The sequence below is a fragment of the Parvibaculum sedimenti genome, from assembly GCF_009184905.1.
In the GTDB taxonomy this organism is placed as follows: domain Bacteria; phylum Pseudomonadota; class Alphaproteobacteria; order Parvibaculales; family Parvibaculaceae; genus Parvibaculum; species Parvibaculum sedimenti.
In genome coordinates, this window is the sequence record NZ_WESC01000006.1 from 16,849 (window position 1) to 43,030 (window position 26,182).

Here is a 26,182-nt window from a genome sequence, read left to right on the forward strand (position 1 = left end):
CCGGGCACCGAAGCGGGGCTGACAATCATCGGAAGCTGCGTCAAACCGCCGTCGCCCAATCTTCCTTTGCATTCCTGGGTAACGATGGTAGAAGCCACCGCCAACACATGATCTGGATTTAGCCCGCTATTGCAGGGCAGGAGGTTGGCGAATGATCCGCGAAGCACTGACGTTTGATGACGTTCTCTTGCTGCCTGCGGCCTCTTCTATCCTGCCAAGTCAGGCCGATACGAAAACGCGACTGACGCGTTCGATTGCCCTTGGCATTCCGCTCATTTCCGCGGCCATGGACACGGTCACCGAAGGCCGTCTCGCCATCGCCATGGCGCAGGCCGGCGGCATCGGCGTCCTTCATCGCAACATGTCGGCTGAAGAGCAGGCCGAGAATGTCCGCATGGTCAAGAAGTTCGAATCGGGCATGGTCGTGAACCCGGTCACGATCGAGCCGGACGCCACGCTGGCCGACGCCTTCGCCCTGATGCAGCGTCACGGCATCACCGGTATTCCGGTGGTCGAAGGCTCGGGCAAGCTCGCCGGCATCCTCACCAATCGTGATGTGCGCTTTGCAACCAATCTGCAAGAGCCGGTTCGTAACCTGATGACGAAAGAGAACCTCATCACGGTGAAGGACGGCGTGAAGCAGGAAGAGGCCAAGCGCCTTCTCCACAAGCACCGCATCGAGAAGCTTCTCGTCGTGGACGACGCCTATCACTGCATCGGCCTCATCACGGTGAAGGACATCGAGAAGGCCCAGTTGCACCCAAACGCCGCGAAGGACGATCAGGGTCGGCTGCGCGTCGCCGCCGCGACCACGGTGGGCGACGAGGGCTTCGCACGGACCGAGGCGTTGATTGACGCGGGTGTTGACGTCATCGTCGTCGATACGGCGCATGGGCATTCGGCGCGCGTGTCCGAAGCCGTCGAGCGCATCAAGAAGCTTTCCAACGCCACGCAGGTCATTGCGGGCAATGTCGCCACGGGCGACGGCGCCAAGTCGCTGATCGACGCAGGCGCGGACGCGGTCAAGGTTGGCATCGGTCCGGGCTCGATCTGCACCACGCGCATCGTCGCGGGTATTGGCGTACCGCAGCTCACCGCCATCCTCGATGTGGTCGAGGTGGCACGTAAGGCCGACGTTCCGGTGATCGCCGATGGTGGCATCAAGTTCTCCGGCGACCTCGCCAAGGCGATCGCGGCGGGCGCCGAATGCGCCATGATCGGCTCGCTTTTCGCAGGCACGGAAGAGAGCCCCGGCGAGGTCTTCCTCTATCAGGGCCGCAGCTACAAAGCCTATCGCGGCATGGGCTCAGTGGGCGCCATGGCGCTTGGCTCGGCGGACCGCTACTTCCAGCAGGATGTGAAGGATTCGCTGAAGCTCGTCCCCGAAGGTATTGAAGGACAAGTGCCTTACAAGGGGCCGGTCGGCAATGTCATCCACCAACTCGTCGGCGGGCTGCGCGCCTCCATGGGCTATACCGGCTCGGCGACGGTGAAGGACTTCCAGGAGCGTGCACAGTTCGTGCGCATCTCGTCTGCCTCCCTCCGCGAGAGCCACGTCCACGACGTCACGATCACGCGCGAGGCGCCGAACTATCCCGGCGTCGGCAGCTAATTTCAGTCAGGCGGAAACATGACCCCCGGGGCCCGTCTTCAGGCGGCGATCGATATTCTTTCAACCATCGCCGAGATGAGGCACCCCGCCGATCGTGTGGTCGATGGCTGGGCTCGGGCGAGCCGCTTCGCGGGATCGAAGGATCGCGCGGCGGTGAGCGAACTCGTCTATAGCGTACTGCGGCATCGTGCCGAACTTGCCGCTGCGCTGGGCGCTGATACGCCGCGTCTCCTCGCGCTTGGCGCTGTCGCGCTCATCGACGGGGCTGGACATGCGGGCGCCATGGCGCTGGCCGACGGCGCGCGCCATGCGCCCGCCGCGCTCGCGCCGGATGAGGCGGCGGCGCTGCGCGCCGCGGTGCTGCCTGCCGCCGATGCGCCGGCTTCCGTGCGGCTCAATTATCCCGAATGGCTCCATGCCGAATTCGAGCGCGCCTTCGGTGGCGATCTCGAAGCCGAGATGGTCGCTCTGATGGAGCGCGCGCCGACCGACCTGCGCGTCAACCTGCTGAAGGGAACGCGCGAGGCGGCGATGGAAGCGTTGGCCGCCGAGAATGTAGAAACGGAGTCTTGCCCGCTTTCGCCCTGGGGACTGCGTCTCAAGGGCCGCGCCAACATCACGGGGCTCAAGGCCTTCCGCGACGGGCTCGTCGAAGTGCAGGACGAGGGCTCGCAGCTTGCCTGCCTCGTCGCGGGCGCTGCGCCAGGTGAACAGGTGGTCGATCTCTGCGCGGGCGGCGGCGGCAAGTCGCTGGCGCTAGCGGCGCTCATGGGCAATCGCGGGCAGATACACGCCTGCGACACGGATCGCCGTCGCCTCGCGAAGCTGATGCCCCGCGCGCAGCGGGCGGGCACGCGCAATATCCAGACGCGCTTCATCAAGCCGCATATCCTGCCGGGCGGCGCCGATGCGGACTTTCCCGATCTTGAGGGCAAAGCAGATAGCGTGCTGGTCGATGCGCCGTGCAGCGGCACGGGCGCCTGGCGACGCAGCCCCGATGCGCGCTGGCGGCTCACGCCGGAACTGCTCGAAAGCTACCGGGTGACGCAGGCCGAAGTTCTGGCTCGCGGCGCGCGTCTCGTCCGCCCCGGCGGACGGCTCGTCTACGTCACCTGTTCGCTTCTTCCATCGGAGAACGAAGACCGCATCGCGGGTTTCCTCGGCCAGTGTGAGGATTTTGTGCAGCTGCCTTGGCAGGCTCGCTGGCCGGACGACTTGCCGGTGCCCCATGCGCCGCCCGGTCTTGCTCTTCGGCTCTCGCCCGTCCGGTGCGGAACGGACGGATTCTTTGTCGCCATCATGCAGAGAAAGACCTGAAATCATGCGCGGATGGAGGGCTCTTGACGCAATCGGGCAGGGGTGGTCCAACGGATCACGTTCCCCTTCGAGGCCACGACGGATGACGGCCGTTTTCCTCCGCTCCCTCTGCGTTCTGGCGCCGCTCTTCGCGAGCGCGCTGCCTGCCGCTGCCCAGGTTAACGCGGCTTCGCAACAGGCCTCTGTCCGGCTCGCAGACAAGGGGATGGCCGCGCTTGCCGATGGCGACGCGATCCGCGCCAAACGCCTGCTGGAAGAGGCTATTGTAGCCGACCCCGCCAACGCCCGCGCACTGGCGCAACTCGGCCGGTACTACCAGTCTCAAAACCAACGCGACGCCGCGCGCAAATATTTCCTTTTCGCCCTTGATGTCGAGCCGGCCGAGCCCGATGCGCTGCTCGGCGCGGGCAAGCTCGATCTGGCCGACGGCAAGACTGCCGAGGCAAAGGACAGGCTCAGATTGCTTCGCCTCACCTGCGCGACATGCTCGCAGACGGTTGCGCTCACCGCAGCACTCAATTCCACTTCACCCGTAAATCATCCCTAGGCTGATTATGACCGATCGTATTCTCATCATTGATTTTGGCAGCCAGGTCACGCAGCTCATCGCGCGGCGCGTTCGCGAAAGCGGCGTCTATTGCGAGATCGTTCCCTTCAACCGCACAGAGGGGCTGCTCGATACCTTCAAGCCTAAGGGCATCATCCTTTCAGGCAGTCCGGCAAGCACCACGGGCATCGGTTCGCCCCGCGCAGACGACTGGGTTTTCACCTGCGGTCTTCCCGTTCTCGGCATCTGCTATGGCGAGCAGACCATGTGCGCGCAGCTCGGTGGCAAGGTCGAAAGTTCGGAAGAGCGAGAGTTCGGCCGCGCGGTCATTACGGTCACCGAGGATTGCAAGCTCTTCGAAGGGCTGTTCACCGTCGATGAGCAGGAACCTGTCTGGATGAGCCATGGCGACCGCGTCGTCGCGATCCCGGAAGGCTTCAAGGTCGTGGCGGTGAGCCGCAATGCGCCTTTCGCTGCCATCGCCGACGAGACACGCAATTTCTACGGTATCCAGTTCCATGCCGAAGTCGCGCATACGCCGCGCGGCCGCGACATGCTCCGCAACTTCACGCATGTGATTTGCGGCTGCAAGGGCGACTGGACCATGGCCGCCTTCCGCGAGAACGAGATCGCGAAGGTGCGCGAGCAGGTTGGCTCCGGCAAGGTCATCTGCGGCCTTTCGGGCGGCGTCGATTCTTCGGTCGTCGCCGTACTGCTGCATGAGGCGATCGGCGACCAGCTGCAATGCGTCTTCGTCGATACCGGCCTTCTGCGCGCGGGCGAGGCGGAGCAGGTGGTGAACCTTTTCCGCCATCACTACAATATCCCGCTTGTCCATGTGGACGCGGGCGAGCTCTTCCTCGGCAAGCTCGACGGCATCAGCGACCCGGAACAGAAGCGCAAGATCATCGGCGCGACCTTCATCGACGTTTTCGAGGCGGAAGCGAAGAAAATCGGCGGCGCGGGTTTCCTCGCGCAGGGCACTCTGTATCCGGACGTTATCGAAAGCGTTTCCTTCACGGGCGGCCCCTCGGTCACGATCAAGAGCCACCACAATGTCGGCGGCCTGCCCGAGCGCATGAACATGAAGCTCGTGGAGCCACTGCGCGAACTCTTCAAGGACGAGGTTCGCGTGCTCGGCAAGGAGCTTGGCCTGCCGGAAGAATTCGTCAGCCGCCATCCTTTCCCGGGGCCGGGCCTCGCCATCCGCGTGCCGGGCGAGATCACGCGCGAGAAGCTCGAACTGCTGCGCAAGGCCGACACGATCTATCTCGAAGAGATCCGCCACGCCGGCCTCTATCATGATATCTGGCAGGCCTTCGCCGTGCTGCTCCCCGTGCGCACGGTCGGCGTGATGGGTGACGAGCGCACCTACGACTATGTTTGCGCGCTCCGCGCCGTGACATCGACGGATGGTATGACGGCGGATTACTACCCGTTCAGCCACGACTTCCTGAGCCACGTCTCCACGCGCATCATCAACGAAGTCCGCGGCATCAACCGCGTCGTCTACGACGTGACCTCGAAGCCGCCGGGAACAATCGAGTGGGAATGAAACGATGTGGTTCCAGATGTTTCGGAGACTATCGGAAATACGGGTTAACCAACTGATATAAAATATTTTTCCTGCCAAGATCTATCGTCATCTATCGGTGTCTAGCGCTTCAATCTGACGGTATTCCTGACGGTATCGATCTCTCTTGCCTCAACCTCAATCTGGAGATACCGTCAGCCAATAAATGGTCATGACGGTATTTTTAATGGCCTAAGCGTCGGAAAGAACTAGAGAAATACCGGTTAAGGGTGCTCCAAAAAAGGCTGACGGTATTTTTTGACTGATCCGACGGTTTTTGGACCGACTGGAGACAGGCGATGCTGACGGACATTGCTCTTAAGAACCTGAAAGTACAGGATAATCCATACAAGGTGGCGGACCGTGACGGTATGTATGTCGTCGTCGCGACCTCAGGTACGGTGACCTTTCGATACGACTATCGGCTCAACGGTCGCCGCGAGACATTGACCATCGGGCGATATGGGCCATCGGGGTTGTCGCTTGCCCGCGCCCGCGAGAAGTGCATCGACGCGCGACGGGCGATCGCAGAAGGGCGGTCGCCAGCACAAGAAAAGCAGCGAGAGAAGCGCCGCATCAAGGAGGCCAAGAGCTTTGGTGAATTTGGCGAACGGTGGCTCAAAGAAGCCAGGATGGCAGACAGTACGCGGGCGATGAGGCGGGCGATCTTTGAGCGTGATATTCTACCGCCTTTGCGAAACCGGCTTCTGACGGAAATTGCGTCGGGTGACGTGCGGGCGTTGTGCGCAAAGGTGAAGGATCGTGGTGCTCCTGCGACCGCAGTCCACGTTCGCGACATCATCAAGCTCGTCTATAGCTTCGCAATCCTGCACGGCGAGAAAGTGCCGAACCCCGCTGGCGAGGTTGGACCGGCGTCGATCGCGACATTCGTTCCGAAGGACCGGTCTCTGTCGCCCAGTGAAATCCGGATAATGCTGAAGCAGATCGAACATGTTCCGACGCTGCCTACCATCCGACTGGGAATGAAGCTCTTTCTGTTGACGATGGTTCGTAAGAGCGAACTGCAGGACGCTACGTGGGACGAGGTCGACTTCGAGAATGCGGTCTGGTCCCTTCCGAAGGAGCGGATGAAACGATCCAAGCCGCACAACGTCTATCTCTCGCAGCAAGTGCTCGACATTTTGATCGCGCTGAAAACCTGTGCAGGCAACTCGCGTTATCTGCTGCCATCCCGCTATGACGCGGACGCGCCGATGTCGCGCGCGACCTTCAATCGGATTACCTATGCTGTTGTTGAGCGGGCCAAGAAAGAGGGGCTGCCTTTGGAACCTTTCACGGTCCACGATCTCCGTCGGACCGGCTCAACCCTCCTCAATGAGCTCGGCTTTAATAGCGACTGGATCGAGAAGTGCCTGGCGCACGAGGATGGACGCTCGTCGCGTGGCATCTACAACAAGGCTGAGTATGAGTATCAGCGCCGTCACATGATGCAGGAATGGGCCGATATGGTCGATGCCTGGGTCGAAGGTCGCAAGCACACACCGACGCTCTACCCGCCGTCGATGGAGTTGATGGTCGCTGAACCTACTGTCTGACCGGGCGGATTTTGCGTTGTCTAACGTCAGGGATTGGCGCGCGTTTCATTTGAAAGGAATCGGACGCAAGGCGGCGTTCTTCGATCCATGCTTCGATCTCGGCTAGATCCCAGACCACGCAGCGGGGCGTGAGATGAAAGCGCCTTGGAAACTCGCCTCGTTGCTCCATCTCATAGATGGTCGAATCGGCGAGCGGCACGATCTCCCGCAAATGCGCCCGGCGGATCGTGCGCCGAATAGGGTGAGACTCGACGTGTGGAAGTCCGGGAAGCCCGTCCTTGGAGTCCTCTCGTCGCTCAGCGGGATTGGCTGAGTGCTGCTGACGCTTGATCATGTCCCTGTCCAAATTTCCGCAGCCTCGCGCTGGATGTCCGGACCAAGGATCGCTCATAATGCCAGATTTTCTTGCAGCCTTTATGTACGACGATGCGCCTTTGAATGCGGCTGTGGCGCATAATTGCCCAAATCGATTGGGCAGATTTGGGGGCTATCCGCTCATAACAAGGTGTAATGGAGCGGCAATGATCGCAGAACTCATAACCTGAAGGTCGTAGGTTCAAATCCTACCCCCGCAACCACTTTTGTTATAACTCGCTCGAAATCCAGATATGATAAAGGCCGCCCAGACTTAAGTGTCTGGGCGGCCTTTGGATTTTGACTATTTGCCGATGTTGCTGATGCATTCCGCGATCAACCGGTGGCCTCCGCTCGGGCCCGAGTGCCGTCGTCCTCCAGCCGTCCGTCCCGCAGGCGAACAATGCGGTCGAAGCGATCGAAGACCTTCTCGTCGTGCGTCACCACGATAACCGCCGCTTGGCGCTCGCGGGCGACATGGCGAAGAAGGTCCATGACGGTGCCGGCGCGTTGTGAATCTAGGGCCGCCGTCGGCTCGTCGGCGAGGATGATCCGTGGCTCGTTCGCCAGGGCCCGCGCGATCGCCACGCGCTGAGCTTCACCGCCCGAGAGGTTGGCCGGCATCGCGTCGCGGCGCTTGCCGATGTCCAGGTATTCCAACAACTCTTGCGCGCGGCCTGCGCGCCGCCGACCGCTCGACGCCGGCGAGGTCGAGAACCACCGCCACATCGTCGACCGCATCGAGGAAGGGCAGAAGGTTGTACCACTGGAAGATAAACCCGATCTTTTCGAGCCGTAAACGCCGGAGGTCGCCCCGCAGCCAACGGCCGTCGTAGACCTGCTCGCCATCGAGGTGCATTTGCTCGCTGCTCGGCTCCACGATGCAACCGATCACGTTGAGGAGCGTGCTCTTCCCGGAGCCGCTGGGCCCCACGAGGCCGATCAACTCGCCGGGATGTACGTGGAGGCTGACGTCGCGGAGAACGTCGACGCGCGTGCTCCCAGAGCCGAAACGTTTCGAGATCTCGCGAAGCTCGATTAATGGCAGGATTTTGGTCGGCATCGCTCAGCCTGCCAGCGCCGTCGCCGAGTCGATCTTCAGCACATAGCGCACGCTGATCGTGCTGGCGAGCAGGCGGACCAGCACGACGATACCGGCCAGAACGAGCCCGTCCCGCAGTTGGAGCACCACGCGGCGAGGAAAATAGCCGACGATCGCATTGACCATGACGGCCCCGAACAGGAGGCCGATGATGCCCATCGCGAGCGCCTGCTGGATGATCAGTCCGACGATCCTCCGGTCCGGCGCCCCGATCAGCTTGAGCGTCGCAATCTCGCGACGCTTGTCGAGCGTCATCGTGTAGGCGATGAGCGCAATGATCGCCGTGGCGACCAACATGAGGATCACGGTAAACAATCGATCTGAGGGCTCGTGCGCTCGATCACGGAGCGGGTCAGGACGTCCTCCTGCTGCGCCTCGGTCATAGCCCCCAGGTACCTCCAACGCCGCGCGGTGGCGGCTGCTTGTTCCGGCAGAACGTTCGGGCTCACGCGCGCCACCACGGCGTTGACCATGTCCGTCGTGGATGCATTGGCGCTCCGCGCCAGATCTCGCCGCGCCGCGGGCGACGCCAGTTCGAACTGAAGCTCCTGCGAATCCAGCAATGTAATGAACGCGGCAGGGTCGCCCCCCGAGTTCACGAGATTCTCGGTCAAGCCGACGACGGTGAACATGTTGCGGCCGAGTCGCACCCACTCGCCGATACCCAGGCCGGCACGACGATCGAGAACCATCTCGTAGTGGCTCCGCGCAATACCGCGACCGGCGACGATAGCGAGCGGGCCGCCGGGTCGGCCAGGCTCGAAACCCACGACGTACAAGCGGATTTTGCGGCCGGCGTGCAGAGCCTCTGCCGGCTGGTAAGTCAGGCTTTCGGCGGCTTCGACGCCGCGCAGCCGCGCTACCGCTTCGCGCGTATCGTCCGGAATGCGGGACGACTCCGCGAAGGGCCCCCGCGTACCGGACTCGACCATCCACATGCAAATCAGCTCCGGTCTATCCGGAAGCGGGACGGCGTTGTGCCTGTCATCCTGCGGAAATTGTCGGTGAAGTGGCTGTGGCTGGCGAAGCCAACGGAGAGCGCGATCTCGGCGATCGACTGTTCGGCGCCGAGCAACAGTTCCTTTGCTCGGCGGATGCGCCGTTCGACCAGGTAGCGATGCGGCGATGTGCCGGTGGAGGCCTTGAATGCCTCGCCGAAATGATGCGTGCTCAAGCCAGCCTGCGCGGCCAGGTCGCGGAGGCTAATGTCGTCGGCGAGGTGTGCTTCGATGTAGTCGACGACGCGCCGCAGGCGCAGCGCGCCGAGTCCGCCGATCACCGGCGGCGGCCGGCTGAGACCATCACCATAGGTACGGTAGACATGTACGGCGAGCGCCGAACCCAACCCTTCTGTGTAGAGCCGCCCGCCCGCGCCGCGTTCCGCCAGTTCCCGGCGCCACGCTGCGGTCATGCCATCGATGACCGGATCGTGGATGCCGATCTGAGTCCTGAAGGTCGGCTCCTTCCCATCGAAAGCCTCGCCCAGGACCTGCGTGATGAACGGCTGTTCGATTGCAATGACGAGAAGGCTAGGTAAGCTTGTCCAGCGCAGGAAGACCGGCTGGTCGCCCGGAGTGATATGAAGGTTACCCGAGACGATCCGCCGGCGCTCGATTTCGCGCGCGTCCGGCAGGCGCCACTCCATGTCAATTGGTGGGCCTTCGTGAATGGCAACAGCGAACTGCGTGGCGCCGATCTCCGTCCTCGCGTTGGGCTGCAGTGTGCAGCGGCTGACGCTGACTCCACCGTGGACCACCCGCTCGACGTAGGACAACCGAGCCGGAGCAGTTTCGGAACCGAAGTCGATCAATTCAGTTTGGCTCTTGGGCTGCGAATCCGGCATCCCTCGAGACCTCCATGTAATGGTATTCGAGGTTGGCATCCGAAAGTCGAGTATCCATATATTGTCTCGATCGCTCGGGTCACATCCACGTGCAATAGAGAAAACAATAGTAGAAGAGTTGAACCAGGATAAGGCGAGTATTCCAGAGAGAACATTTGTAAATTTTTATGTAAATTGTACTTTGTATTCTTGATTTAGGCCGTGGACTCATAAGCATGCAGCCAGATGCGTATTGAGGCGAGCTTGATCATAGCCATGAAGGTCGAAACGGGTTTGTCGTATCGGGTGGCGATGCGTCGGAAGAACTTCAGCTTATTGAAGAAGCACTCGAAGAAATTGCGATCCTTGTAGAGCGTAGCGCTGAAGCAGGCCTTCCACTTGCGGTTTGCCTTGCTCGGGATGTTCGGGGTCGCGCCCTGATCCTCGATCTGCCGTCTGATCCAGTCGGCGTCGTAGGCCTTGTCGGCCAGAATCAACTGCCCCCCTCTAGAGACCCGATAGCAACTCCCTCGCTGGAACGGCATCATGTGTTTCGCTGGCTGTGACGGCAAGGCGAATGAGAAGCCCGGTTGCGTCGGTGACCGCGTGGATTTTGGTCGTCAGCCTCCTCGGCTTCGACCCATATGTCGACCCGGGTGGTTTTTTTATAGTAGCGGCAGAGTGACTGACGCGCACGCTTGTGCCGTCGATCATCTGGATGTCGCCATCATGGGCAGCGGTCACCGCGCCCATGATCCGGTCCCAGATGCCAGCCTTGGTCCAGCGGCGGAAGCGATTGTAGCAGGTGGTGTAAGGTCCGTAGCGTTCCGGCAAGTCGGCCTAGCTAATTTTCATAGCAACTTGCCGATCGGCGCCATTTCGAATGCAACAAGCGAGTTTACGTCCTTCGACGGAACAGTGACCCCGGTGAACATGGCGACAGCTTGCGCGAACGCGGCCGTCATCGCAAATAAAGCGCAGGGAGGCGTGCTTGGAATGGCGGGCGCGATGAACATACCAGGACTTGGTCATAACTGCTTGCCCGGTGGACCGCTAAATGGGCTTGTGGTGCTCGCCGGCTGGTCCACCAAAAATAGCGTTATCCAGTACGTGGAGGACACATGCTGGGGTTCAGCTTCAACACGGCGCTCGCGGACTTCCTCGACGGTTCGGCGCTCTCGGGTGAACTGGCGTTCTCGCCGAATATGCCGTTCCAGGTCGCGGATCCCGAATCCCGAATCCAACGCCAACAGCCTCGACCAGTTGAAACTCTCCCAAACGGATGCTTGGCTTCAGCGGCCAGGCGACGCGACGGCCGATCTGAACGCTTTGAGCGCTTATCTGAATTCTATTTCGGCCGAACCGATTCTCACCGATTGCCGCTCGTTGGCGGCCCCCGGTGCAAATACGCCAGGCTACGACAGGGAGGCAGTGCTGACTGGGCAGTCTTCAGTCATCAGTGTATTGAGCACACAGAATCCGGTCCCGTCTGCGCTTGGCGCGGACCTTATCCCGCTGGTGTTCAGTGCCGGGTTCCAGTATCTACCGGAACTTGGCGACCATCAAAACGATCTTGCGCTTCCGCGGACCGGCAACTATCACGATCAGCCGCTCGTCAACTGGACGCTCGGTTCTGGAGTTACTTGCGGCTCCCAGGCTTTGGCCAAGGCGCTTGCTCCGGTCGCGAGTGGAAACAAAAGTGCGGGTGCTCAATACGTTACTTCGTTCTCATGGGGCTACCGGCTGGTGGTGCCGGCACAATACAACAATGCGTTCGGCACGGCTTGGACTGTGACGCCTTCCGTTCAATGGGCGCATGATGTGGGCGGATATTCTGCCGGTCCGACGGGGTCTGGTTTTATCGAGGGCAGTAAGACAATTACCCTCGGCGTTGCGGGTTCCCCGCAGAACACATGGAACGCATCCGTGAACTGGACTTCTAGTTTTGGCAACAGATTTCAGAACTTTATGTATGACAAGGACTTTGCGCAGTTCAATGTGAGTTACGCATTCTAGCGCGAGAACTCAATGCCAATAGCCGCCTTGCGGCACTGAGGAATGTCGCGAGTTCGTGCGTATACGGATATACAGGATTGATGAATCGTACGAATTTGGACAGTCGGTTTTTTGATAATCAGTATCTGATACGGTGATGCCGGTCGAAAATGAAGAATGACGAGGAGAAAAAATAATATGTGTCATGTTATCGGAGAAGCGATTGAGGTGGCCGTCGGGCGGAGACAGGTTCTGACCGGCGTGGCGGCGGGCGCCGCCGCGAGCCTCGTGCTAGGAAAGCCGGCAAGCGCCGCGGAAATCGTGAGCCAGCGAAAGCGTATTGAAGCGACGAAAATCGAGGCCGCCCAATACCGTACAAAGCTGATGCTGCTTGGAACGGCGGGCGGTCCTGCGTTTTGGCCGGGAACTGATCGGCGCAGCACTTCTTCGGCCGTTGCCGTGGGTGACGCAATTTATATGGTCGACTGCGGTGACGGCGCGGGACGGCGGCTGCAGGATGCCTGGGGATCCGAGACGGACGGTGCCAGCGCGATAAAGGACGTACGTGCCCTTTTCCTGACGCACCTCCATTCGGATCACATCGCTGATTATCCTACGCTCATCCTCTATGGCACGTTTGCCGGCCTACAGGTCAAGACGCCACTGAAGGTCTTCGGGCCCGGTCGCCGTGGTGAAATGGAACCGGTCTTCGCGCCATCCGGAGTTGCGCCGACGTCACTCCCCGTGATCAACCCCGAAAACCCGACGCCGGGCACGAAAGACATGACAGGCTATCTCTACCAGGCATTTGCGACCGACCTCAATGATCGCGTCCGCGACACTCATCGTCCCGATCCCAACTTGACGATTGTGGCTCAGGACATCGTCATTCCGGAAATCGCGGGGTTCAAGAGTCCCAATGAGACGCCCGAACCGAAGATGGAGCCGTTCAAGGTCTACGAAGATGACCGTGTGCGCGTTTCCGCAATCCTCGTAAATCATTTTCCCGTATGGCCGGCATTCGCTTTCCGCTTCGATACTGATGATGGATCAATCGTCTTTTCGGGGGATACCTGCGTTAGCGAAAATCTGATCCGTCTTGCAAGGGGCGCGGACATACTCGTTCACGAAGTCATTTTGTCCGCATGGGTTGACAAGATACTGCCCGCGCCGCGATCGGAAGTTGAGGAATCCATACATAACCATTTGCTTAACGCTCACACTCCGGTTGAAAAGGTGGGCAAGGTCGCGGCGGATGCGGGCGTATCGATGCTGGTGCTGAGTCACATCGTGCCCGGGAACGCTCGATCGGAAGAATTGCAAACCGCTCAGCATGGTTTTGGCGGGAAGCTCGTCATTGGCGAAGATCTGCTGCAGATCGGTGTCGGCAAGAAACGGATCTAGCGATCTGGTGGGAATTTTGGCAGCGGCCGCTTTCGCGCCTACTTCTTGTCCGAACCATATTCGACAAGTAGCAGGGAAGATCGGCCCAGCCTCGACGTCAGATGACGCCGTCGGCCATCAGGGCGTCGATTTCGCTGTCGCTGAGCCCCAGCACGCCGCCGTAAATTTCGCGATTGTGCTCGCCGAGCCTCGCGTTGGACGCGCCCATCATCTGCGGCGTGCCGTGATACCGCAAGGGGCTGTTCGGCACCACAATGCGTCCCAGACTGTAGTGGTCGATCCATTGCAGCATGCCGCGCTCGTGCATATGCGGGCTGTTCATTACTTCGACGAGATTGCGCACCGGCGCGGTGGGCAAGCGATATGCGCGCGACGCCTCGAAAATCTCGGCGCGCGTCAGGTTTTTCGTCCATTCCTCGACGACGGCGTCCGTCTCGTCCATGTGCGTGACGCGAGCGGCGTTGTCGATGAAGCGCGGATCGTCTTTCAGTTCCCCGCGTCCCATGGCCTTGAGCAGATTCGTCCAGTGGGCTTCGACCAGGCAAATGATCGCGACGTGTCCGTCCCTGCAGGGATAGACGTTGTAGGGCGAGATCGCGAGGCCACCATGCCGGTTGCCAGTGCGCGGCGGCGGTGGCCCTAGATCGGACTGGATCATGCCGAGGTTGGAGGCAAGCGTCGGATAGATGGTTTCGACCATCGCCACCTCTACCATACGGCCGAGTCCCGTCCGTTCGCGCTCGAACAGCGCCGTCACGATCGCACCGTAAAGGTGGGTGCCGGAAATGAAATCGGCGACCGCAGGGCCGGCTTTCAGAGGCGGTCCGTCCGGAAAGCCCGTCACGCTCATGATGCCTGATGCGGCCTGAACGGTAAGGTCCATGGCGAGGCTGTCCCGCTCCGGCCCTGACAGGCCGTAGCCCGTCGCCGAGGCGTATACGAGGCGCGGATTGACCTCGAACAGCGTTTTCGCGCCCACGCCCAGGCGGTCCATGACACCCGGTGCGTAATTCTCGATCAGGACGTCGCTGCGGCTGACGAGAGCCTTGAGAAGTTCACATCCCCGTGGGGTCTTCAGATTGAGCGTGATGGCGCGCTTGTTGGAATTGAGCATGGCCATCGGCAGCGACGCTCCGCCGCCCAGCGCCTCGCGTATTCGCACCGGCTCGCCGTGGAGCGGCTCGACCTTTATGACATCGGCTCCGGCTTTCGCCATCAGGAAGGCGGCGTAGGGGCCCTGATATACCTGACCCAGATCGACCACCTTCACCCCTTGCAGCGGCTGCGGTCTCGCTTCATCGTCGTCCATGGCCGGGTCCGCCGTCGTCATAGCGATGCGCCGAAAAGATTGCGAGCCATGACCAGGCGCTGCACCTCGCTCGGCCCCTCGCCGATGCGCCGGATCCGCATCTCGCGGTACCAGCGCTCCAGCGGCAGATCCTTGGTGACGCCGTAGCCGCCGTGAATCTGGATGGCGCGATCGACGACGCGGCTGGCGCCTTCCGTGGAGAGAAGTTTTGCCATCGCGGCTTCGGTGCGGAAGGGCTCGCCGCGATCCGCCTTGCAGGCGGCGTCCAGCGTCGCCCACCTGGCGGTGCGGATGTCGATTTCGTTATCCACCACCATCCATTGCACAGCCTGCCGTGTGGCGAGAGGCGCCCCGAAAGTCTCGCGCAGTTTGGCGTACTCGATGCACATTTCCTGTGCCTTGATGGCGATGCCTATGCAACTGGCCGCATAAGGAATGCGCTGTCGGCTCAGCCGGTCGTTGGCGATCGCGAATCCCTTGTTCACCTCGCCCAGCACATTCGCTGATGGCACGCGCATGTTCTCGAACTGAAGCTCCGTCGCATAATAGGCAGATCGAAGCGTGTGGACGACGCGGCGGACGTGAAACCCGGGCGTATCCGTATCGACGATGAAGCAGGTAATGCCGTTGCGGCCCTTGCCGACATCGGTCCGTGCGAAAACGATGCCGTATTCCGCCTTGTCCGCACCAGAGATGAAAATCTTCGCGCCGTTGATGACCCAGTCATCGCCATCCTTGACCGCCCGCGTTTGTATGGCGCGCGCCGGATCGGAGCCGCCGGACGGTTCGGTCAGTCCGAAAAAGCCGTGTTTCTCGCCGTTCAGCGTCGGATAGAGATAACGCTTTTTCAGATCCTCGCTCGCCTCGTAAAGGTGGGCGAGCCCGGCGCCGCCGAAGCTTCCGTAGCAGGGCGAATATAGGCCTGCGCGATGCTGCGAAATTTCGATCGCGATCAGCGTCATGGTGACGGTATCGATGTCTGGGCCGCCGTATTCGGGAGGAACGCCGAGGCCGTGCAGGCCCATGTCCTTCACCTTCGAGACGAGGCGCGCGTAATCGTCGGGGCCGAGCCGACTCTCGTCGGGATCGAGCTTGTCTTCAAGTGGGGCGACTTCCTCGCGCACGAAGCGCCGTACCTGTTCGATGATGAGTCGCTGCTCGTCCGTCATGGCAAAATCCATGATCTTCCTTCCCTTGCTGTCGTCCGGCCTTCGCGGCCTTGTCCTTTTTCGCGTCGTTTCGGATATCTCAGCCGATGCTCAGCCGGCCGATTTTGCGGTTGCCTTCGAAGGCGTTTCCCGCCGGAAGCGATCCGTGGTCGGCCATATGGACCATCAGAAGTTCTTCGTAACGGCTCATGTATTGGCAATTTATTTCGACGCGGAAGAGGGTGCGGCGGTCGCGATATTCTTCCAGCGCCTTGAGGAGCTCACCCCGCAACCCGAAAAGGGAACGCCCGCCAGCGAAACCGATGCGGAGGACATGTTCTTTTTCGTCGGCGATCTGGTAGATGCCAAGCTCGCCGCCGAGCGCCGCGACGTTGGCGGTCGTGAGCTCCTGCCAGGCTTTTTTCATTCGAACAGACATTGGTCTTGTCACCTTTCTTACTGGCCTTTGAAAACCGCCGTCCGGCGTTCGAGAAGGGCGGCAATGCCCTCCCGCGCGTCGGCACTGTCTCCCGCGGCGCGCACAAGCCGGTCTATATCGTCATGCGGCACGCCGTCGCGGAAAGTCATGGCGCGCACCAGCACCGCCTTCATGGCCCGCAAGGACAGCGGCGCGTTGGCGGCCAGTCGGGAGACGATTTTCGAGGCCTCCTCCTCCAGTCCGGCGGCAGGCGCGATCCGGGCTATCAGTCCGAGTTCGTGCATCCGGCGCGAGGTCAGCAGGTCGCCCAGTAGCAGCATTTCCCGCGCGCCGACCGGCCCGGCGACTTCGAGAATTTTCTTCGCCAGGAACCAGGTGGGGGCGAGGCCGATTTTGGCGAGCGACATGCCAAATCGCGCGTCCGTGCTGGCGATGACAAAATCACAGTGCAGCGCGAGTTCATTGCCGCCTGCGATTGCATCGCCCTGAACGACTGCGACCACCGGCAAGGGATAAGTCTCGATCGCGTGCAGCATCGTTTCGATGGATACCGCCCCGAGCGTTCCTGCGTCTCGCACGCGCAAATCGAGGCCAGAACAGAACACAGAGCCTTCGGCGCGAATAACGGTGACGCGTTCTTCCTCCGGCGGTGTCTGCCGAAAGGCGGCGGTCAGGCCCTCGAGCATTCCTCCGTCAAGGGCATTGCGCTTTTCAACGCGTGCAAGCGTGATGGTCCTGACGCCGCCCGCGTTTTCAATCCTCACCGTCCCCAATCCGTTCCTCCCTCGCTCGACCTGTTCTTCCGATCGGCCATAACCGGCGCTTCCGCCTTTCGTGGACGGACTGGACGTATCCCCCATGAATGCGCTAAGCAATAAGGAAATCATGATAAGGGAATAGGGATGGGTATCAACGGAAAATCCTACATAGTCGGCATCTACGAGCATCCGTGCCGCGCGGCGCTGGACAAGACGCTGCCGCAACTTCACGCCGAGATCGCGAAGGGCGCGCTGGCGGACGCAGGTCTTTCAAAGGACGATGTTGACGCATATTTCTGCGCCGGCGACGCACCGGGGTTGGGCCCGATCAACATGATCGAATACATGGGCCTCAACAATGTGCGTCATATGGACAGCACGGAGACCGGCGGGTCTTCCTACATCGTCCATGTCAATCACGCAGCGCAGGCCATCGCCGCGGGGCATTGCAATGTGGCGCTGATCACGCTGGCAGGCAGGCCGGTTGCCGACGCGAAAGAAGGTAAGCCCGTCCGTTACTACAACCAGCAAGCGCCGGACTTTCCGTTCGAAATGCCTTATGGCCCCAACGTCACGAACATGTACGCCATGTGTGCGATGCGGCATATGTACGAATACGGTACCACCAGCGAGCAACTCGCATGGATCAAGGTCGCCGCATCCCATCACGCCCAGTACAATGAACATGCCAGGCTCCGCGACGTTGTGACCGTGGAGGATGTCGTCAATTCGCCGATGATTGCCGATCCATTGCACAGGCTCGACTGTTGCGTCATCACCGACGGCGGCGGCGGCATTGTGATGGTGAGCCCGGAAGTGGCGAAGTCGCTGAAGCGTACCCGCGTCAAGGTTCTCGGCGCCGGTGAGGCGCCCAAGCATCTCGCGGCGGGCCAGGTCGATCTGACCTATTCCGGCGCGCGTTGGAGCGGGCCCAAAGCGTTCGCTGAAGCCGGTGTCACGCCCGCCGATATCAAATACGCCTCCGTCTATGATTCCTTCACTATTACAGTGCTGGAAACGCTCGAAGATCTGGGTTTTTGCAAAAAAGGTGAGGGCGGGAAGTTCGTCTCGGACGGCAATCTGATTTCCGGCGTCGGCAAGTTGCCCTTCAACACGGATGGCGGGGGATTGTGCAACAATCACCCGGGCAATCGCGGCGGCATGACCAAGGTTCTTGAAGCGGTTCGTCAGGTTCGCGGTGAGGCTCATCCGAAGGTTCAGGTTCGCAATTGCGATATTGCACTGGCGCATGGAACCGGCGGGCTTCTGGGATCGCGTATGGGCAGCGCAACCGTTATTCTTGGAAATGAAGCCGCATGAACACCGATCAGAAAAACAAGATCAATCTTGTCGTCAATTCCGAGAGTAAGCCCTACTGGGAAGGCGCCGCCAAGGGGCAACTCCTGATCCGGGCTTGCAACGCCTGCGGCAAGGCGCACTACTATCCGCGGACTATTTGCCCGCATTGCTTCTCGGAGGACACGGCGTTCGTCGAGGCTTCGGGCAATGGCGTGATCTACAGCTATTCGGTCACGAGGCAAGCCAAGCCGCCTTATGTCATCGCCTATGTTAAGCTTGATGAAGGGGTTTCGATGCTCACGAATATCGTCGATTGCGAAATCGACAAGATTCGCATCGGACAGAAAGTCAGGGTCAAATTCTCCGAAGCCGGCGACGGATACGCGCTGCCGGTGTTCACGTCCGCATGATGCGGAATTTTCGTTGAACGGCATTCCGGCAGGTTTGACTTCCTGCCGGAACGTCCGGCGACGGGTCGGTTGAGACAACGGACGGTTAAGGACGGAACGGCTTGATCGCAAGAAAGCCGACCCGCGAGGACCGGATTTTTCAGGGAGGATTATATGGCGTGGAATTTCGGTGACATTCTCGACAGTATCTCGCCGGTTTTGCCGCCGAATGCGCCCGCCCTTATTCATGGCGATCGGGTGATCACATGGGGAGAAACGGCACGGAGATCCAACAATCTCGGGCGCGCGCTTATCGCGCGCGGCGCCAGACCCGGCGACAAGGTCGCATTCTATATGCGAAACCGGCCCGAATATGTCGAGACCATGGCGGCCTGCTTCAAGAGCCGTCTTGTCCATGTCAACATCAACTACCGCTACAAGGCGGACGAAGTTTTCTACATCTTCGATGATTCCGACGCGCAAACGGTCGTTTACGGTTCCGAGTTCCGGGACATCATCGTCGAACTGAAAGACCGGCTGACGAAAGTCGCCACGTTCATTGAGGTGAACGAAGACGGATCCGCCGCGCCCTTCGCGGAAAATTACGAAAAGATCGTCACCGGCGGAGATGGCGCGCCTCTCGGCATCGAGCGGTCTCCGGACGATTTACTGTTCATCTATACAGGTGGCACGACGGGCATGCCCAAAGGCGTCATGTGGCGCCACGACGACATGCGCGAAGCTCAGCTTACGACGCTTCGAGCGCTGGGTCCGATCCCGGAGACACTTCCCGCGTTGGTCGAATTTATCAAGACTTCCGGTCCGGGGCCCAAGGCGATGCCTGCCTGCCCGCTGATGCACGGCACCGGCTTCATTACGGCTATTGGCAATATGATGAGTGGCGGCTGCATCGTCACGCTGGAGAGCCCGACCCTCGACGCGCATGAGCTCTGGGCGGCGGTTTCGCGCAATGGTGTCAATTCGCTGGCGATCGTCGGCGACGCTTTCGCCCGGCCGATGCTGGCTGCGCTCGACGAGGCGCCTGGCAAATACAACCTGGCCAGCGTCGTCTCGATCGTTTCTTCCGGCGTTATGTGGAGCACGGAAGTGAAGCGCGGCCTGCTCAGGCATTTGCCGAATGTCATCCTGATGGATTCCTTCGGCGCCTCGGAGGGACTCGGTTTCGGCAGTTCGATCATGACGAGCGCCGGCGAGGTCAAGACCGCCAGGTTCCAGATCGGCGGCCGGTGCCGCGTGTTCGATGAAAACGATCAGCCGGTCGAACCCGGCAGCGGCAAGCCGGGCATCATCGCCCTGGGGGGGCCGATTCCTGTTGGCTATTACAAGGATCCGGAAAAGACCGCCAAGACCTTCAAGACCATCGCCGGGGCTCGCTATTCAATTCCCGGCGATTGGTGCGTTGTGGAAAAAGACGGCAGCCTGACATTGCTGGGACGCGGCAGCGTCTGCATCAACACGGCGGGCGAGAAGGTCTACCCGGAGGAGATCGAGGAAGTTCTGAAGACGCATCCCGCCGTCGAGGACGCGCTTGTCGTCGGTGTGCCCGACCAGAAATGGGGTCAGGCGGTCACCGGCATCGTCATGCTGGCGACCGGCGCGAAGTTTGACGAAGAGGATTTGCGCAAACACGTCCGCTCGCACCTTGCTGGCTACAAAACGCCCAAACGCATTCTGGTTGGGGCCGTGCCTCTTCGCGCGTCGAACGGCAAGGCCGACTACAAGGGCGTTACCGATTTCGCGAAACGCGAGCTTGGGGTTGCCTAGACGACGATTTGAGTGATGGCGCCGGAGGCGGCGCGGCACCCCGATGGGAGGACTGCATGGGACGGGTAGACGGGAAAATCGCCTTTGTGACGGGCGGCGCCAACGGCATGGGGCGTTCCCACGCCTTGCTGCTTGCGCGTGAAGGCGCAACGCTGATCGTGACCGACATGGACGAGAAGGGCGGCAACGCCGTGGTTGAGGAGATTAACGATCACGGTGGGCAGGCGCGATTTTTCAAACACGATGTGTCGAGCGTCTCGGATTGGGAACGGATTTCACAGGAAGCGATGTCCACTTTCGGACGCGTCGACATCCTCGTGAACAATGCCGGTATTCTCGTCTTTTCCGCTGTGCAGGACACCTCGAATGAAGACTTCGCACGTGTTCTCGACGTCAATGTAAAGAGCGTATTCTACGGCACGAAATATATATTGCCCGCGATGAAGGCGGCCGGCGGCGGTTCGATCGTCAATATTTCCTCGATCTACGGACTGATCGGCGCGCCCGCCACGGCGGCGTATCAGGCATCGAAGGGCGCCGTTCGCCTGCTGACGAAATCGACGGCTGTGGATTATGCGCCTTTCAAGATTCGCGTGAATTCCGTGCACCCCGGAATCATCCGCACGAATATGACAAAGGATCTTCTCGGCGATGCGGATGTCGCCAAACAGGTCTTGAGCGCCACGCTTATTGGTCGACCGGCCGAACCCGTCGAGGTTTCCTATGCGGTCCTGTTTTTGGCATCCGATGAGTCCTCTTATATGACCGGCTCCGAGGTTGTCGTCGACGGAGGCTACACGACCATGTGACGCATTGCGATGCGATGCGATGGACTCTGGATTCGGTAAAGGTCGAAGCCGGTTTGTCGCTGGGGTGGAAAAACAATCGCGTGCCGGTCTTGTGGCCGGCCAAACGGCGAGGAAGGAAGCGCTATGAGTACATCCGGTGCGAGCAACTCATTCGATCACATTCGTCAAAGTCTGGATTCGTGTCTTGTCGAGGACCCGTCGAGCGGTCGCTTCATGCTTGATCGCGCCATATTCACTGATCCTAAATTGTTCGATCTCGAGATGAAGCACATCTTTGAGCGCAACTGGGTGTTTCTCGCCCATGAAAGCCAGCTCGTCAACGAAAGCGCCTTTCTGACCCTGACAATCGGTCGTCAATCCGTGCTTCTGACCCGGAACCGGTCGGGTGAATTGAAATGCTTTATCAATGCATGCACGCATCGCGGCGCGCGGCTGTGCCGGGAAAAACGGGGCAGGCGAACGACATTCACATGCCCGTTTCACGGCTGGACATTCAGCAACGACGGCGTGCTGCTGAATGTAACAGACGAGGAAAATGGCGCGTATCCGGAACATTTCGACCGGAGCGATCTGGGCCTGAGCGAAGTCGGACGCCTGGAATCCTACAAGGGATTCATTTTCGCCAGCCTTTCGGCAGACGTGCCGCCGCTGAGCGATTACCTTGCGGGTGCGAAGACCTTCATCGACCTCATGGTGGACCAGTCGCCCGAAGGGAAGCTTGAAATCATCCGCGGAGTCGGGCGGTATACCTATCGTGGCAACTGGAAGATGCAGACCGAGAACGGTCTCGACGGGTATCACGTGCCGACCGTGCATTCCAACTACCTGTTGACCGTCGCAAACCGGATGACGGGCGGTTCAGCGAACCCTACCAAGAGCGCAAATGTGTCCGCGTGGATGAAGACAGATCAGGGCGGTTTTTTCTCATTCGATCACGGACACGCTTTGATCTGGAACGCGTCGGCCAGTTCTCCTTCCCGGCCCAGTTTTGAGTTTGTCGATCAGTACAAGCAGAAATTCGGCGAGGAGCGCACCCGCTGGATGACCGAAACCACGCGAAATCTTCTTTTGTTTCCGAACGTATTCCTGATGGATCAGGTCAGCACGCAAGTCCGTATCGTGCGTCCGATCTCGGTCGATGAAACAGAAATAACGACATATTGCATCGCGCCGGTTGGAGAAAGTGCGCGGGCGCGGGCGATGCGCATTCGACAGTATGAGGATTTTTTCAATGCCAGCGGCATGGCCACGCCCGACGATTTGGCGGAGTTCAACAATTGCCAGATCGCATATGGCCGCGATGGTGGTCGCTATAACGACTTGTCGCGCGGGGCTACGAGAGGCGTTCAAGGGTCGGGAAAATTTGGCAAGGGGCTCGACATCGACGCGACCTTGAGCAGCGTCAATGTCGCCGATGAAGGACTTTTCGTCACCATGCACAAGGAATGGATCGAGCGAATGAAACACGCGATCGCGCAGGAACGGGCGGAAGCGTCCCTCACTCGCGAAAACGATCATTCGAGGGCCGCGGAATGACGAACGGCGAACGATGCTGGATTTCGGTGCAGCGGTTTCTTGGCAGGGAAGCGCTTTGCCTCGATGAGCGCAAATGGGATGATTGGCTGGCGCTTTATCGCGAGGACGCCGAATACTGGTTGCCGGCATGGGACGATGATGGGGAACTCACGGTCGATCCGCAGAGCGAAATCTCGCTGATTTACTATCCAAACCGTGCCGGTCTGGAGGATCGCATCTACCGCATTCGATCGCGCCGGTCGTCCGCGACGATGCCGCTCATGCGGACCTGCCACATGTTTACGCTGCTTTCCGTTGAAGGACAGGAAGGTGGCGTCAGTGTGCGAACTTCCTGGACGGTTCAGTCAATTCGCGATGATCGAACACTCACCTATTACGGATGGGCGGAATATGATCTGGCGACGCATGGAGATACCTGGCTTATCGTCCGGAAGAAGACCGTCGTTCTGAACGACGTCGCCGACACGATGATCGATGTCTACAACGTCTGAGGACAGCAGACCGTGAACAGCAAGCAAGCGCGACCCATTGTCGGCACGATGATCGGAGATCCGGCAGGGGTCGGTCCCGAGGTGATTGCCCGCGCCCTCGCGACCGGCCATGTGCATAAGCTGTCCATTCCTGTCCTGATCGGCAGCGCGGCGGCAATGGAGCGCGCCGTGGAAATCACCGGGGCGTCGTGCAGCGTGCGGGTGATCCGATCGATCGATGATCTGAGCGACGACCCCGCTATCATCGACATCATCGATTCAGGCGCCATGAAAACGTCCGAACTGCCGCTCGCGGAGGATACGGTGCGCGGCGGGGAGGTGTCGGCGCTGTGGCTCGACGAAATGAGCGCCCTTGCATCCGGCGGAGCCATCGCGGCTGGCGTCATGGGACCCATCAGTTCCGGCTCCCTCAAACTTGCCCGCAAGGTGCCGAGCATCGTCAGTCCGACACCCGGCGAAAGCTATCTTGTTCTGCTGACCGGACCGCTCCGTGTTGCGCATCTGACCGACCATATTCCGCTCCGGCGCGTTTGTGAAATCATCAGCCCCGATCTCGTGGCGCTTGCCTTGCGGCAGATAGACGGCGCTATGCGGAACTGGGGGATCGCGCGCCCGCGGATTGTCGTCGCGGGACTCAACCCTCACGCAATGGGAGATGAAGACCGCGAAGCCATCGCGCCCGGCGTCGCGCGGGCGAGGGCGGAAGGCATCGATGTCGAAGGGCCCGTAAGTCCCGACTCCGTGTTCCGGCAATGCGTCGAAGGCAGATACGACATCGTCCTCGCCATGTATCACGATCAGGGACACATCGCGGTCAAGACATGGGGCTTTTCCGGCAATTGCGCCATCATCCTCGGGCCGTCCTACCTGCATGTGACGGTCGCGCATGGAACGGCCTATGACATTGCGGGCAAGGGCACGGCCGATCCGGCGATGATGCTGAGCGCCATGCGCACGGCGGCCTCTCTTGCCGCGGGCCGGGGATTTCCCGAGGAGCGCTGAGGGGCGGGACGCAGGATTTTATGTTCCGGAGGCGTCAGACCGGCCAGCCATCATTCGCAATGGCGTATATTCGATCACCGTTTCGTTTCGTTGAGTCACGATGCGGTTGCGGGTGCGGACCAGACCGCGCCCCTTGGATGTCGGTCGCGCCTGAAGAACTTCGCATTCCACATGAATCGTGTCGCCGACAAAGGTAGGTCCCTTGACGTTGAACTCCATGTGCAGAAAGGCGAGGCCCGTCTCCTGCATCATCGACTGGACGAGCAAACCTTCGGCCATGCAATAGACCAGCGCGCCGGGCACCACGCGGCCGTTCATAGGGCCGTGGGCCTTGAGATATTCGACATCGGTGAAAAGCACTTCCACCATGCCTGTCGTGTTGATGAAATTGACCAGATCGGTTTCAGTGATCGTCCGGCCGATGGTGCGGAATTCCTCGCCGACCGTGAGGTCGTTCCAGCACATGCCGAGGCCTATCTTTCGCATGCCCTCTCCTTGCAGGTAGCGTCGGTGACACAGCCCGCCCGCGACATCCTGTGACTGATGCCCGGAAATGCGTTCCCGTGTTTTGCTTCAGCCTGGAATTCTGACCGGCATGCTCGAGTAGCCCTTGATCAGATTTGAGAAAACCCTCTCCGGTTCGCCGACCACTTCGATCGGCTTGTCGGGCCAGCGTTTCAGGATTTCCTCCCAGACGACACGGAGCTGCATTTCCGCAAGCCGGTTGCCGACGCAGCGATGGATACCGAAGCCGAAGGACAGGTGCTGACGTGGATGCTTGCGGTCGATGATGAAGCTGTTGGCGTTTTCGATCGCCTCCTCATCCCGGTTGCCCGAGACGTACCACATGACGACTTTGTCGCCCTTCTTGATTTGCTTGCCGCCAAGCTCCGTATCCTGAAGCGCGGTACGGCGCATATGCGACAAGGGTGTCTGCCAACGGATGATTTCGGGGACCATGGATTCGACGAGCGATGGGTTGTCCCGCAGCTTCTTGTATTGAGCCGGGTTCTGGTTCAGGGCCAGAAGGCCACCGGTGATCGAGTTGCGGGTCGTGTCGTTGCCGCCGACGATCAGGAGAAGAATGTTCCCCAGATACTCCATCGGCCCCATGTTTTTCGTCGCTTCGCCCTGAGCCAGCATGGTGATGAGATCGTTTCCCGGCTCGGTCGCGTTGACGCGCTGATTCCACAACTCGGTGAAGTAGGCGGCGCAATCGCGCAATTCATTCCTGCGGGCCTTCTCGGCCTCCTCGTCGCCGAAGGCGGTGCCTGCGGTGGCGACATCCGACCAGCGGGTGAGCTTCCGGCGTTCTTCCCAAGGGAAATCGAAAAGGGTAGCGAGCATCTGCGTCGTCAACTCGATCGACACGCGGTCCACCCAGTTGAACGTCTCATTGATCGGCAGCGAATCGAGAATCGTGCCGGCGCGCTCGCGGATCGTGCTTTCGAGTTTCGCCAGATTGCCGGGCGCGACGATCGGGCTCACAACCTTGCGCTGCGCGTCGTGCTTGGGCGGGTCCATCATGATGAACATGGGCAGGAAGAAACCTTCCTCCTGATTGCGGAGGGCGACGCCGCCCAGGGTGGCTTCGGACGAATAGATGCCGTGGTTGGTGTCGACATGCATGATGTCTTTATATTTGGTCACCGACCAGAACGGGCCGTATTCGCTCTCCTTGCAGTAATGGACCGGGTCTTCACGGCGCAGACGCTCGAAATACGGCCACATCGTATCTGTCCTGAAGAGCTCCGGGTCGCTGACGTCGATCTTTTCAAGCGGGATCGCGTAGGCGTCCGCAATCGACTTGTCTCGATCGGCAGCCAGGGCATTACTCATGACGGCGTCTCCATTGTGTTTCCGGAAGCCTGAGAAGGCGTGACATATGGGATGCCGATTAGCCGACTTTCCCCCATTAAATCATTATAAGCATAT

Annotated in this window: 26 protein-coding genes and 1 pseudogene; 14 read left to right on the plus strand and 13 right to left on the minus strand. The window is 60.3% G+C overall.

Annotated features, from left to right (window positions below):
• Positions 1 to 151 precede the first annotated feature (151 nt).
• The 5 genes from guaB to F2P47_RS07595 all read left to right on the plus strand — a co-directional run bounded on the left by guaB (position 152) and on the right by F2P47_RS07595 (position 6,605).
• On the plus strand, positions 152 to 1,612 hold the full coding sequence (gene guaB, locus F2P47_RS07575; protein WP_152215747.1) for an IMP dehydrogenase: 1,461 nt from the start codon (positions 152 to 154) through the stop codon (positions 1,610 to 1,612).
• Between the two features lie 18 nt (positions 1,613 to 1,630).
• Positions 1,631 to 2,929, plus strand: coding sequence for an RsmB/NOP family class I SAM-dependent RNA methyltransferase (locus tag F2P47_RS07580; RefSeq protein ID WP_152215748.1), 1,299 nt, complete (start codon positions 1,631 to 1,633; stop codon positions 2,927 to 2,929).
• A gap of 82 nt (positions 2,930 to 3,011) precedes the next feature.
• Positions 3,012 to 3,476 carry a tetratricopeptide repeat protein gene (locus F2P47_RS07585; protein ID WP_152215749.1) on the plus strand — a complete coding sequence of 155 codons (465 nt, stop codon included), beginning with the start codon at positions 3,012 to 3,014 and terminating at the stop codon, positions 3,474 to 3,476.
• Positions 3,477 to 3,483: 7 nt separating this feature from the next.
• Positions 3,484 to 5,031 carry a glutamine-hydrolyzing GMP synthase gene (gene guaA, locus F2P47_RS07590; RefSeq protein ID WP_152215750.1) on the plus strand — a complete coding sequence of 516 codons (1,548 nt, stop codon included), beginning with the start codon at positions 3,484 to 3,486 and terminating at the stop codon, positions 5,029 to 5,031.
• A 317-nt stretch (positions 5,032 to 5,348) separates the two neighbouring features.
• The gene (locus F2P47_RS07595; RefSeq protein ID WP_152215751.1) at positions 5,349 to 6,605 is read left to right on the plus strand and encodes a tyrosine-type recombinase/integrase; all 1,257 of its coding nucleotides are present in this window, start codon (positions 5,349 to 5,351) and stop codon (positions 6,603 to 6,605) included.
• Here the strand turns inward: F2P47_RS07595 and F2P47_RS07600 are convergent.
• From F2P47_RS07600 to F2P47_RS17910, 7 genes and pseudogenes are all read right to left on the minus strand, one after another.
• Positions 6,595 to 6,843: a helix-turn-helix transcriptional regulator gene (locus tag F2P47_RS07600; RefSeq protein WP_425500034.1), complete on the minus strand. Its 249-nt coding sequence runs from the start codon at positions 6,841 to 6,843 to the stop codon at positions 6,595 to 6,597. The genes F2P47_RS07595 and F2P47_RS07600 overlap by 11 nt on opposite strands.
• 452 nt (positions 6,844 to 7,295) lie before the next feature.
• Positions 7,296 to 7,619 (minus strand): ATP-binding cassette domain-containing protein, encoded by a 324-nt coding sequence (locus tag F2P47_RS18040; RefSeq protein WP_281349279.1) that lies wholly within the window; start codon positions 7,617 to 7,619, stop codon positions 7,296 to 7,298.
• A complete protein-coding gene (locus tag F2P47_RS18045) occupies positions 7,558 to 8,022 on the minus strand; it encodes an ATP-binding cassette domain-containing protein (RefSeq protein WP_281349280.1) in 465 nt (154 codons plus the stop codon). The genes F2P47_RS18040 and F2P47_RS18045 overlap by 62 nt, the downstream gene beginning before the upstream one ends.
• Positions 8,023 to 8,025: 3 nt before the next feature.
• Positions 8,026 to 8,358 carry an FtsX-like permease family protein gene (locus F2P47_RS07610; RefSeq protein WP_343032305.1) on the minus strand — a complete coding sequence of 111 codons (333 nt, stop codon included), beginning with the start codon at positions 8,356 to 8,358 and terminating at the stop codon, positions 8,026 to 8,028.
• A gap of 5 nt (positions 8,359 to 8,363) precedes the next feature.
• Positions 8,364 to 8,999, minus strand: a complete 636-nt coding sequence (locus tag F2P47_RS07615; protein WP_152215754.1) for an ABC transporter permease — start codon at positions 8,997 to 8,999, stop codon at positions 8,364 to 8,366.
• 5 nt (positions 9,000 to 9,004) lie between these two features.
• A complete protein-coding gene (locus tag F2P47_RS07620; protein ID WP_185681005.1) occupies positions 9,005 to 9,904 on the minus strand; it encodes a helix-turn-helix domain-containing protein in 900 nt (299 codons plus the stop codon).
• 194 nt (positions 9,905 to 10,098) lie between these two features.
• Positions 10,099 to 10,720, minus strand: a pseudogene (locus tag F2P47_RS17910) (IS5 family transposase); the annotation flags it as partial.
• Between F2P47_RS17910 and F2P47_RS07635 the strand changes: the two are divergent.
• On the plus strand, positions 10,613 to 11,899 hold the full coding sequence (locus F2P47_RS07635; protein ID WP_425500033.1) for a DUF1302 family protein: 1,287 nt from the start codon (positions 10,613 to 10,615) through the stop codon (positions 11,897 to 11,899). The pseudogene F2P47_RS17910 and the gene F2P47_RS07635 overlap by 108 nt on opposite strands.
• A 177-nt stretch (positions 11,900 to 12,076) precedes the next feature.
• Positions 12,077 to 13,282, plus strand: a complete 1,206-nt coding sequence (locus F2P47_RS07640) for an MBL fold metallo-hydrolase (protein ID WP_152215942.1) — start codon at positions 12,077 to 12,079, stop codon at positions 13,280 to 13,282.
• A 97-nt stretch (positions 13,283 to 13,379) separates the two neighbouring features.
• Here F2P47_RS07640 and F2P47_RS07645 read toward each other — a convergent pair whose 3' ends face one another.
• From F2P47_RS07645 to F2P47_RS07660, 4 genes are all read right to left on the minus strand, one after another.
• Positions 13,380 to 14,612 carry a CaiB/BaiF CoA transferase family protein gene (locus F2P47_RS07645; RefSeq protein WP_246176798.1) on the minus strand — a complete coding sequence of 411 codons (1,233 nt, stop codon included), beginning with the start codon at positions 14,610 to 14,612 and terminating at the stop codon, positions 13,380 to 13,382.
• On the minus strand, positions 14,609 to 15,772 hold the full coding sequence (locus F2P47_RS07650) for an acyl-CoA dehydrogenase family protein (protein WP_204886574.1): 1,164 nt from the start codon (positions 15,770 to 15,772) through the stop codon (positions 14,609 to 14,611). The genes F2P47_RS07645 and F2P47_RS07650 overlap by 4 nt, the downstream gene beginning before the upstream one ends.
• 67 nt (positions 15,773 to 15,839) lie before the next feature.
• Positions 15,840 to 16,166 (minus strand): DUF7508 domain-containing protein, encoded by a 327-nt coding sequence (locus F2P47_RS07655; protein ID WP_152215760.1) that lies wholly within the window; start codon positions 16,164 to 16,166, stop codon positions 15,840 to 15,842.
• A 29-nt stretch (positions 16,167 to 16,195) separates the two neighbouring features.
• Entirely contained in the window at positions 16,196 to 17,125 is a 930-nt protein-coding gene (locus F2P47_RS07660) for an enoyl-CoA hydratase/isomerase family protein (RefSeq protein WP_152215761.1), read from the minus strand.
• Between F2P47_RS07660 and F2P47_RS07665 the strand changes: the two genes are divergently transcribed.
• The 7 genes from F2P47_RS07665 to F2P47_RS07695 all read left to right on the plus strand — a co-directional run bounded on the left by F2P47_RS07665 (position 17,081) and on the right by F2P47_RS07695 (position 24,247).
• The gene (locus F2P47_RS07665; protein ID WP_152215762.1) at positions 17,081 to 18,256 is read left to right on the plus strand and encodes a thiolase domain-containing protein; all 1,176 of its coding nucleotides are present in this window, start codon (positions 17,081 to 17,083) and stop codon (positions 18,254 to 18,256) included. The genes F2P47_RS07660 and F2P47_RS07665 overlap by 45 nt on opposite strands.
• Positions 18,253 to 18,645: a Zn-ribbon domain-containing OB-fold protein gene (locus F2P47_RS07670; protein WP_152215763.1), complete on the plus strand. Its 393-nt coding sequence runs from the start codon at positions 18,253 to 18,255 to the stop codon at positions 18,643 to 18,645. The genes F2P47_RS07665 and F2P47_RS07670 overlap by 4 nt, the downstream gene beginning before the upstream one ends.
• Before the next feature lie 153 nt (positions 18,646 to 18,798).
• The gene (locus tag F2P47_RS07675) at positions 18,799 to 20,409 is read left to right on the plus strand and encodes an acyl-CoA synthetase (RefSeq protein WP_152215764.1); all 1,611 of its coding nucleotides are present in this window, start codon (positions 18,799 to 18,801) and stop codon (positions 20,407 to 20,409) included.
• 56 nt (positions 20,410 to 20,465) lie between these two features.
• The gene (locus F2P47_RS07680) at positions 20,466 to 21,218 is read left to right on the plus strand and encodes a glucose 1-dehydrogenase (protein ID WP_152215765.1); all 753 of its coding nucleotides are present in this window, start codon (positions 20,466 to 20,468) and stop codon (positions 21,216 to 21,218) included.
• Positions 21,219 to 21,341: 123 nt separating this feature from the next.
• Positions 21,342 to 22,754, plus strand: coding sequence for a Rieske 2Fe-2S domain-containing protein (locus tag F2P47_RS07685; RefSeq protein ID WP_152215766.1), 1,413 nt, complete (start codon positions 21,342 to 21,344; stop codon positions 22,752 to 22,754).
• On the plus strand, positions 22,751 to 23,245 hold the full coding sequence (locus F2P47_RS07690) for an aromatic-ring-hydroxylating dioxygenase subunit beta (protein WP_152215767.1): 495 nt from the start codon (positions 22,751 to 22,753) through the stop codon (positions 23,243 to 23,245). Before F2P47_RS07685 ends, F2P47_RS07690 begins: the two co-directional genes overlap by 4 nt.
• 12 nt (positions 23,246 to 23,257) lie before the next feature.
• The gene (locus F2P47_RS07695; RefSeq protein WP_204886576.1) at positions 23,258 to 24,247 is read left to right on the plus strand and encodes a PdxA family dehydrogenase; all 990 of its coding nucleotides are present in this window, start codon (positions 23,258 to 23,260) and stop codon (positions 24,245 to 24,247) included.
• Between the two features lie 18 nt (positions 24,248 to 24,265).
• Here the strand turns inward: F2P47_RS07695 and F2P47_RS07700 are convergent, their stop codons facing one another.
• Both F2P47_RS07700 and F2P47_RS07705 read right to left on the minus strand, forming a co-directional pair.
• Positions 24,266 to 24,733 (minus strand): MaoC family dehydratase, encoded by a 468-nt coding sequence (locus F2P47_RS07700; protein ID WP_152215768.1) that lies wholly within the window; start codon positions 24,731 to 24,733, stop codon positions 24,266 to 24,268.
• Positions 24,734 to 24,820: 87 nt separating this feature from the next.
• Positions 24,821 to 26,086: a cytochrome P450 gene (locus tag F2P47_RS07705; RefSeq protein WP_152215769.1), complete on the minus strand. Its 1,266-nt coding sequence runs from the start codon at positions 26,084 to 26,086 to the stop codon at positions 24,821 to 24,823.
• Positions 26,087 to 26,182 lie beyond the last annotated feature (96 nt).

Coding starts and splice junctions, on each gene's coding strand:
- guaB (WP_152215747.1), top strand. CDS start 152: ATGATCCGCGAAGCACTGACGTTTGATGACGTTCTCTTGCTGCCTGCG.
- F2P47_RS07580 (WP_152215748.1), top strand. CDS start 1,631: ATGACCCCCGGGGCCCGTCTTCAGGCGGCGATCGATATTCTTTCAACC.
- F2P47_RS07585 (WP_152215749.1), top strand. CDS start 3,012: ATGACGGCCGTTTTCCTCCGCTCCCTCTGCGTTCTGGCGCCGCTCTTC.
- guaA (WP_152215750.1), top strand. CDS start 3,484: ATGACCGATCGTATTCTCATCATTGATTTTGGCAGCCAGGTCACGCAG.
- F2P47_RS07595 (WP_152215751.1), top strand. CDS start 5,349: ATGCTGACGGACATTGCTCTTAAGAACCTGAAAGTACAGGATAATCCA.
- F2P47_RS18045 (WP_281349280.1), bottom strand. CDS start 8,022: ATGCCGACCAAAATCCTGCCATTAATCGAGCTTCGCGAGATCTCGAAA.
- F2P47_RS07610 (WP_343032305.1), bottom strand. CDS start 8,358: ATGTTGGTCGCCACGGCGATCATTGCGCTCATCGCCTACACGATGACG.
- F2P47_RS07615 (WP_152215754.1), bottom strand. CDS start 8,999: ATGTGGATGGTCGAGTCCGGTACGCGGGGGCCCTTCGCGGAGTCGTCC.
- F2P47_RS07620 (WP_185681005.1), bottom strand. CDS start 9,904: ATGCCGGATTCGCAGCCCAAGAGCCAAACTGAATTGATCGACTTCGGT.
- F2P47_RS07635 (WP_425500033.1), top strand. CDS start 10,613: ATGGGCAGCGGTCACCGCGCCCATGATCCGGTCCCAGATGCCAGCCTT.
- F2P47_RS07640 (WP_152215942.1), top strand. CDS start 12,077: ATGTGTCATGTTATCGGAGAAGCGATTGAGGTGGCCGTCGGGCGGAGA.
- F2P47_RS07645 (WP_246176798.1), bottom strand. CDS start 14,612: ATGACGACGGCGGACCCGGCCATGGACGACGATGAAGCGAGACCGCAG.
- F2P47_RS07650 (WP_204886574.1), bottom strand. CDS start 15,772: ATGGATTTTGCCATGACGGACGAGCAGCGACTCATCATCGAACAGGTA.
- F2P47_RS07655 (WP_152215760.1), bottom strand. CDS start 16,166: ATGAAAAAAGCCTGGCAGGAGCTCACGACCGCCAACGTCGCGGCGCTC.
- F2P47_RS07665 (WP_152215762.1), top strand. CDS start 17,081: ATGGGTATCAACGGAAAATCCTACATAGTCGGCATCTACGAGCATCCG.
- F2P47_RS07660 (WP_152215761.1), bottom strand. CDS start 17,125: ATGCTCGTAGATGCCGACTATGTAGGATTTTCCGTTGATACCCATCCC.
- F2P47_RS07670 (WP_152215763.1), top strand. CDS start 18,253: ATGAACACCGATCAGAAAAACAAGATCAATCTTGTCGTCAATTCCGAG.
- F2P47_RS07675 (WP_152215764.1), top strand. CDS start 18,799: ATGGCGTGGAATTTCGGTGACATTCTCGACAGTATCTCGCCGGTTTTG.
- F2P47_RS07680 (WP_152215765.1), top strand. CDS start 20,466: ATGGGACGGGTAGACGGGAAAATCGCCTTTGTGACGGGCGGCGCCAAC.
- F2P47_RS07685 (WP_152215766.1), top strand. CDS start 21,342: ATGAGTACATCCGGTGCGAGCAACTCATTCGATCACATTCGTCAAAGT.
- F2P47_RS07690 (WP_152215767.1), top strand. CDS start 22,751: ATGACGAACGGCGAACGATGCTGGATTTCGGTGCAGCGGTTTCTTGGC.
- F2P47_RS07700 (WP_152215768.1), bottom strand. CDS start 24,733: ATGCGAAAGATAGGCCTCGGCATGTGCTGGAACGACCTCACGGTCGGC.
- F2P47_RS07705 (WP_152215769.1), bottom strand. CDS start 26,086: ATGAGTAATGCCCTGGCTGCCGATCGAGACAAGTCGATTGCGGACGCC.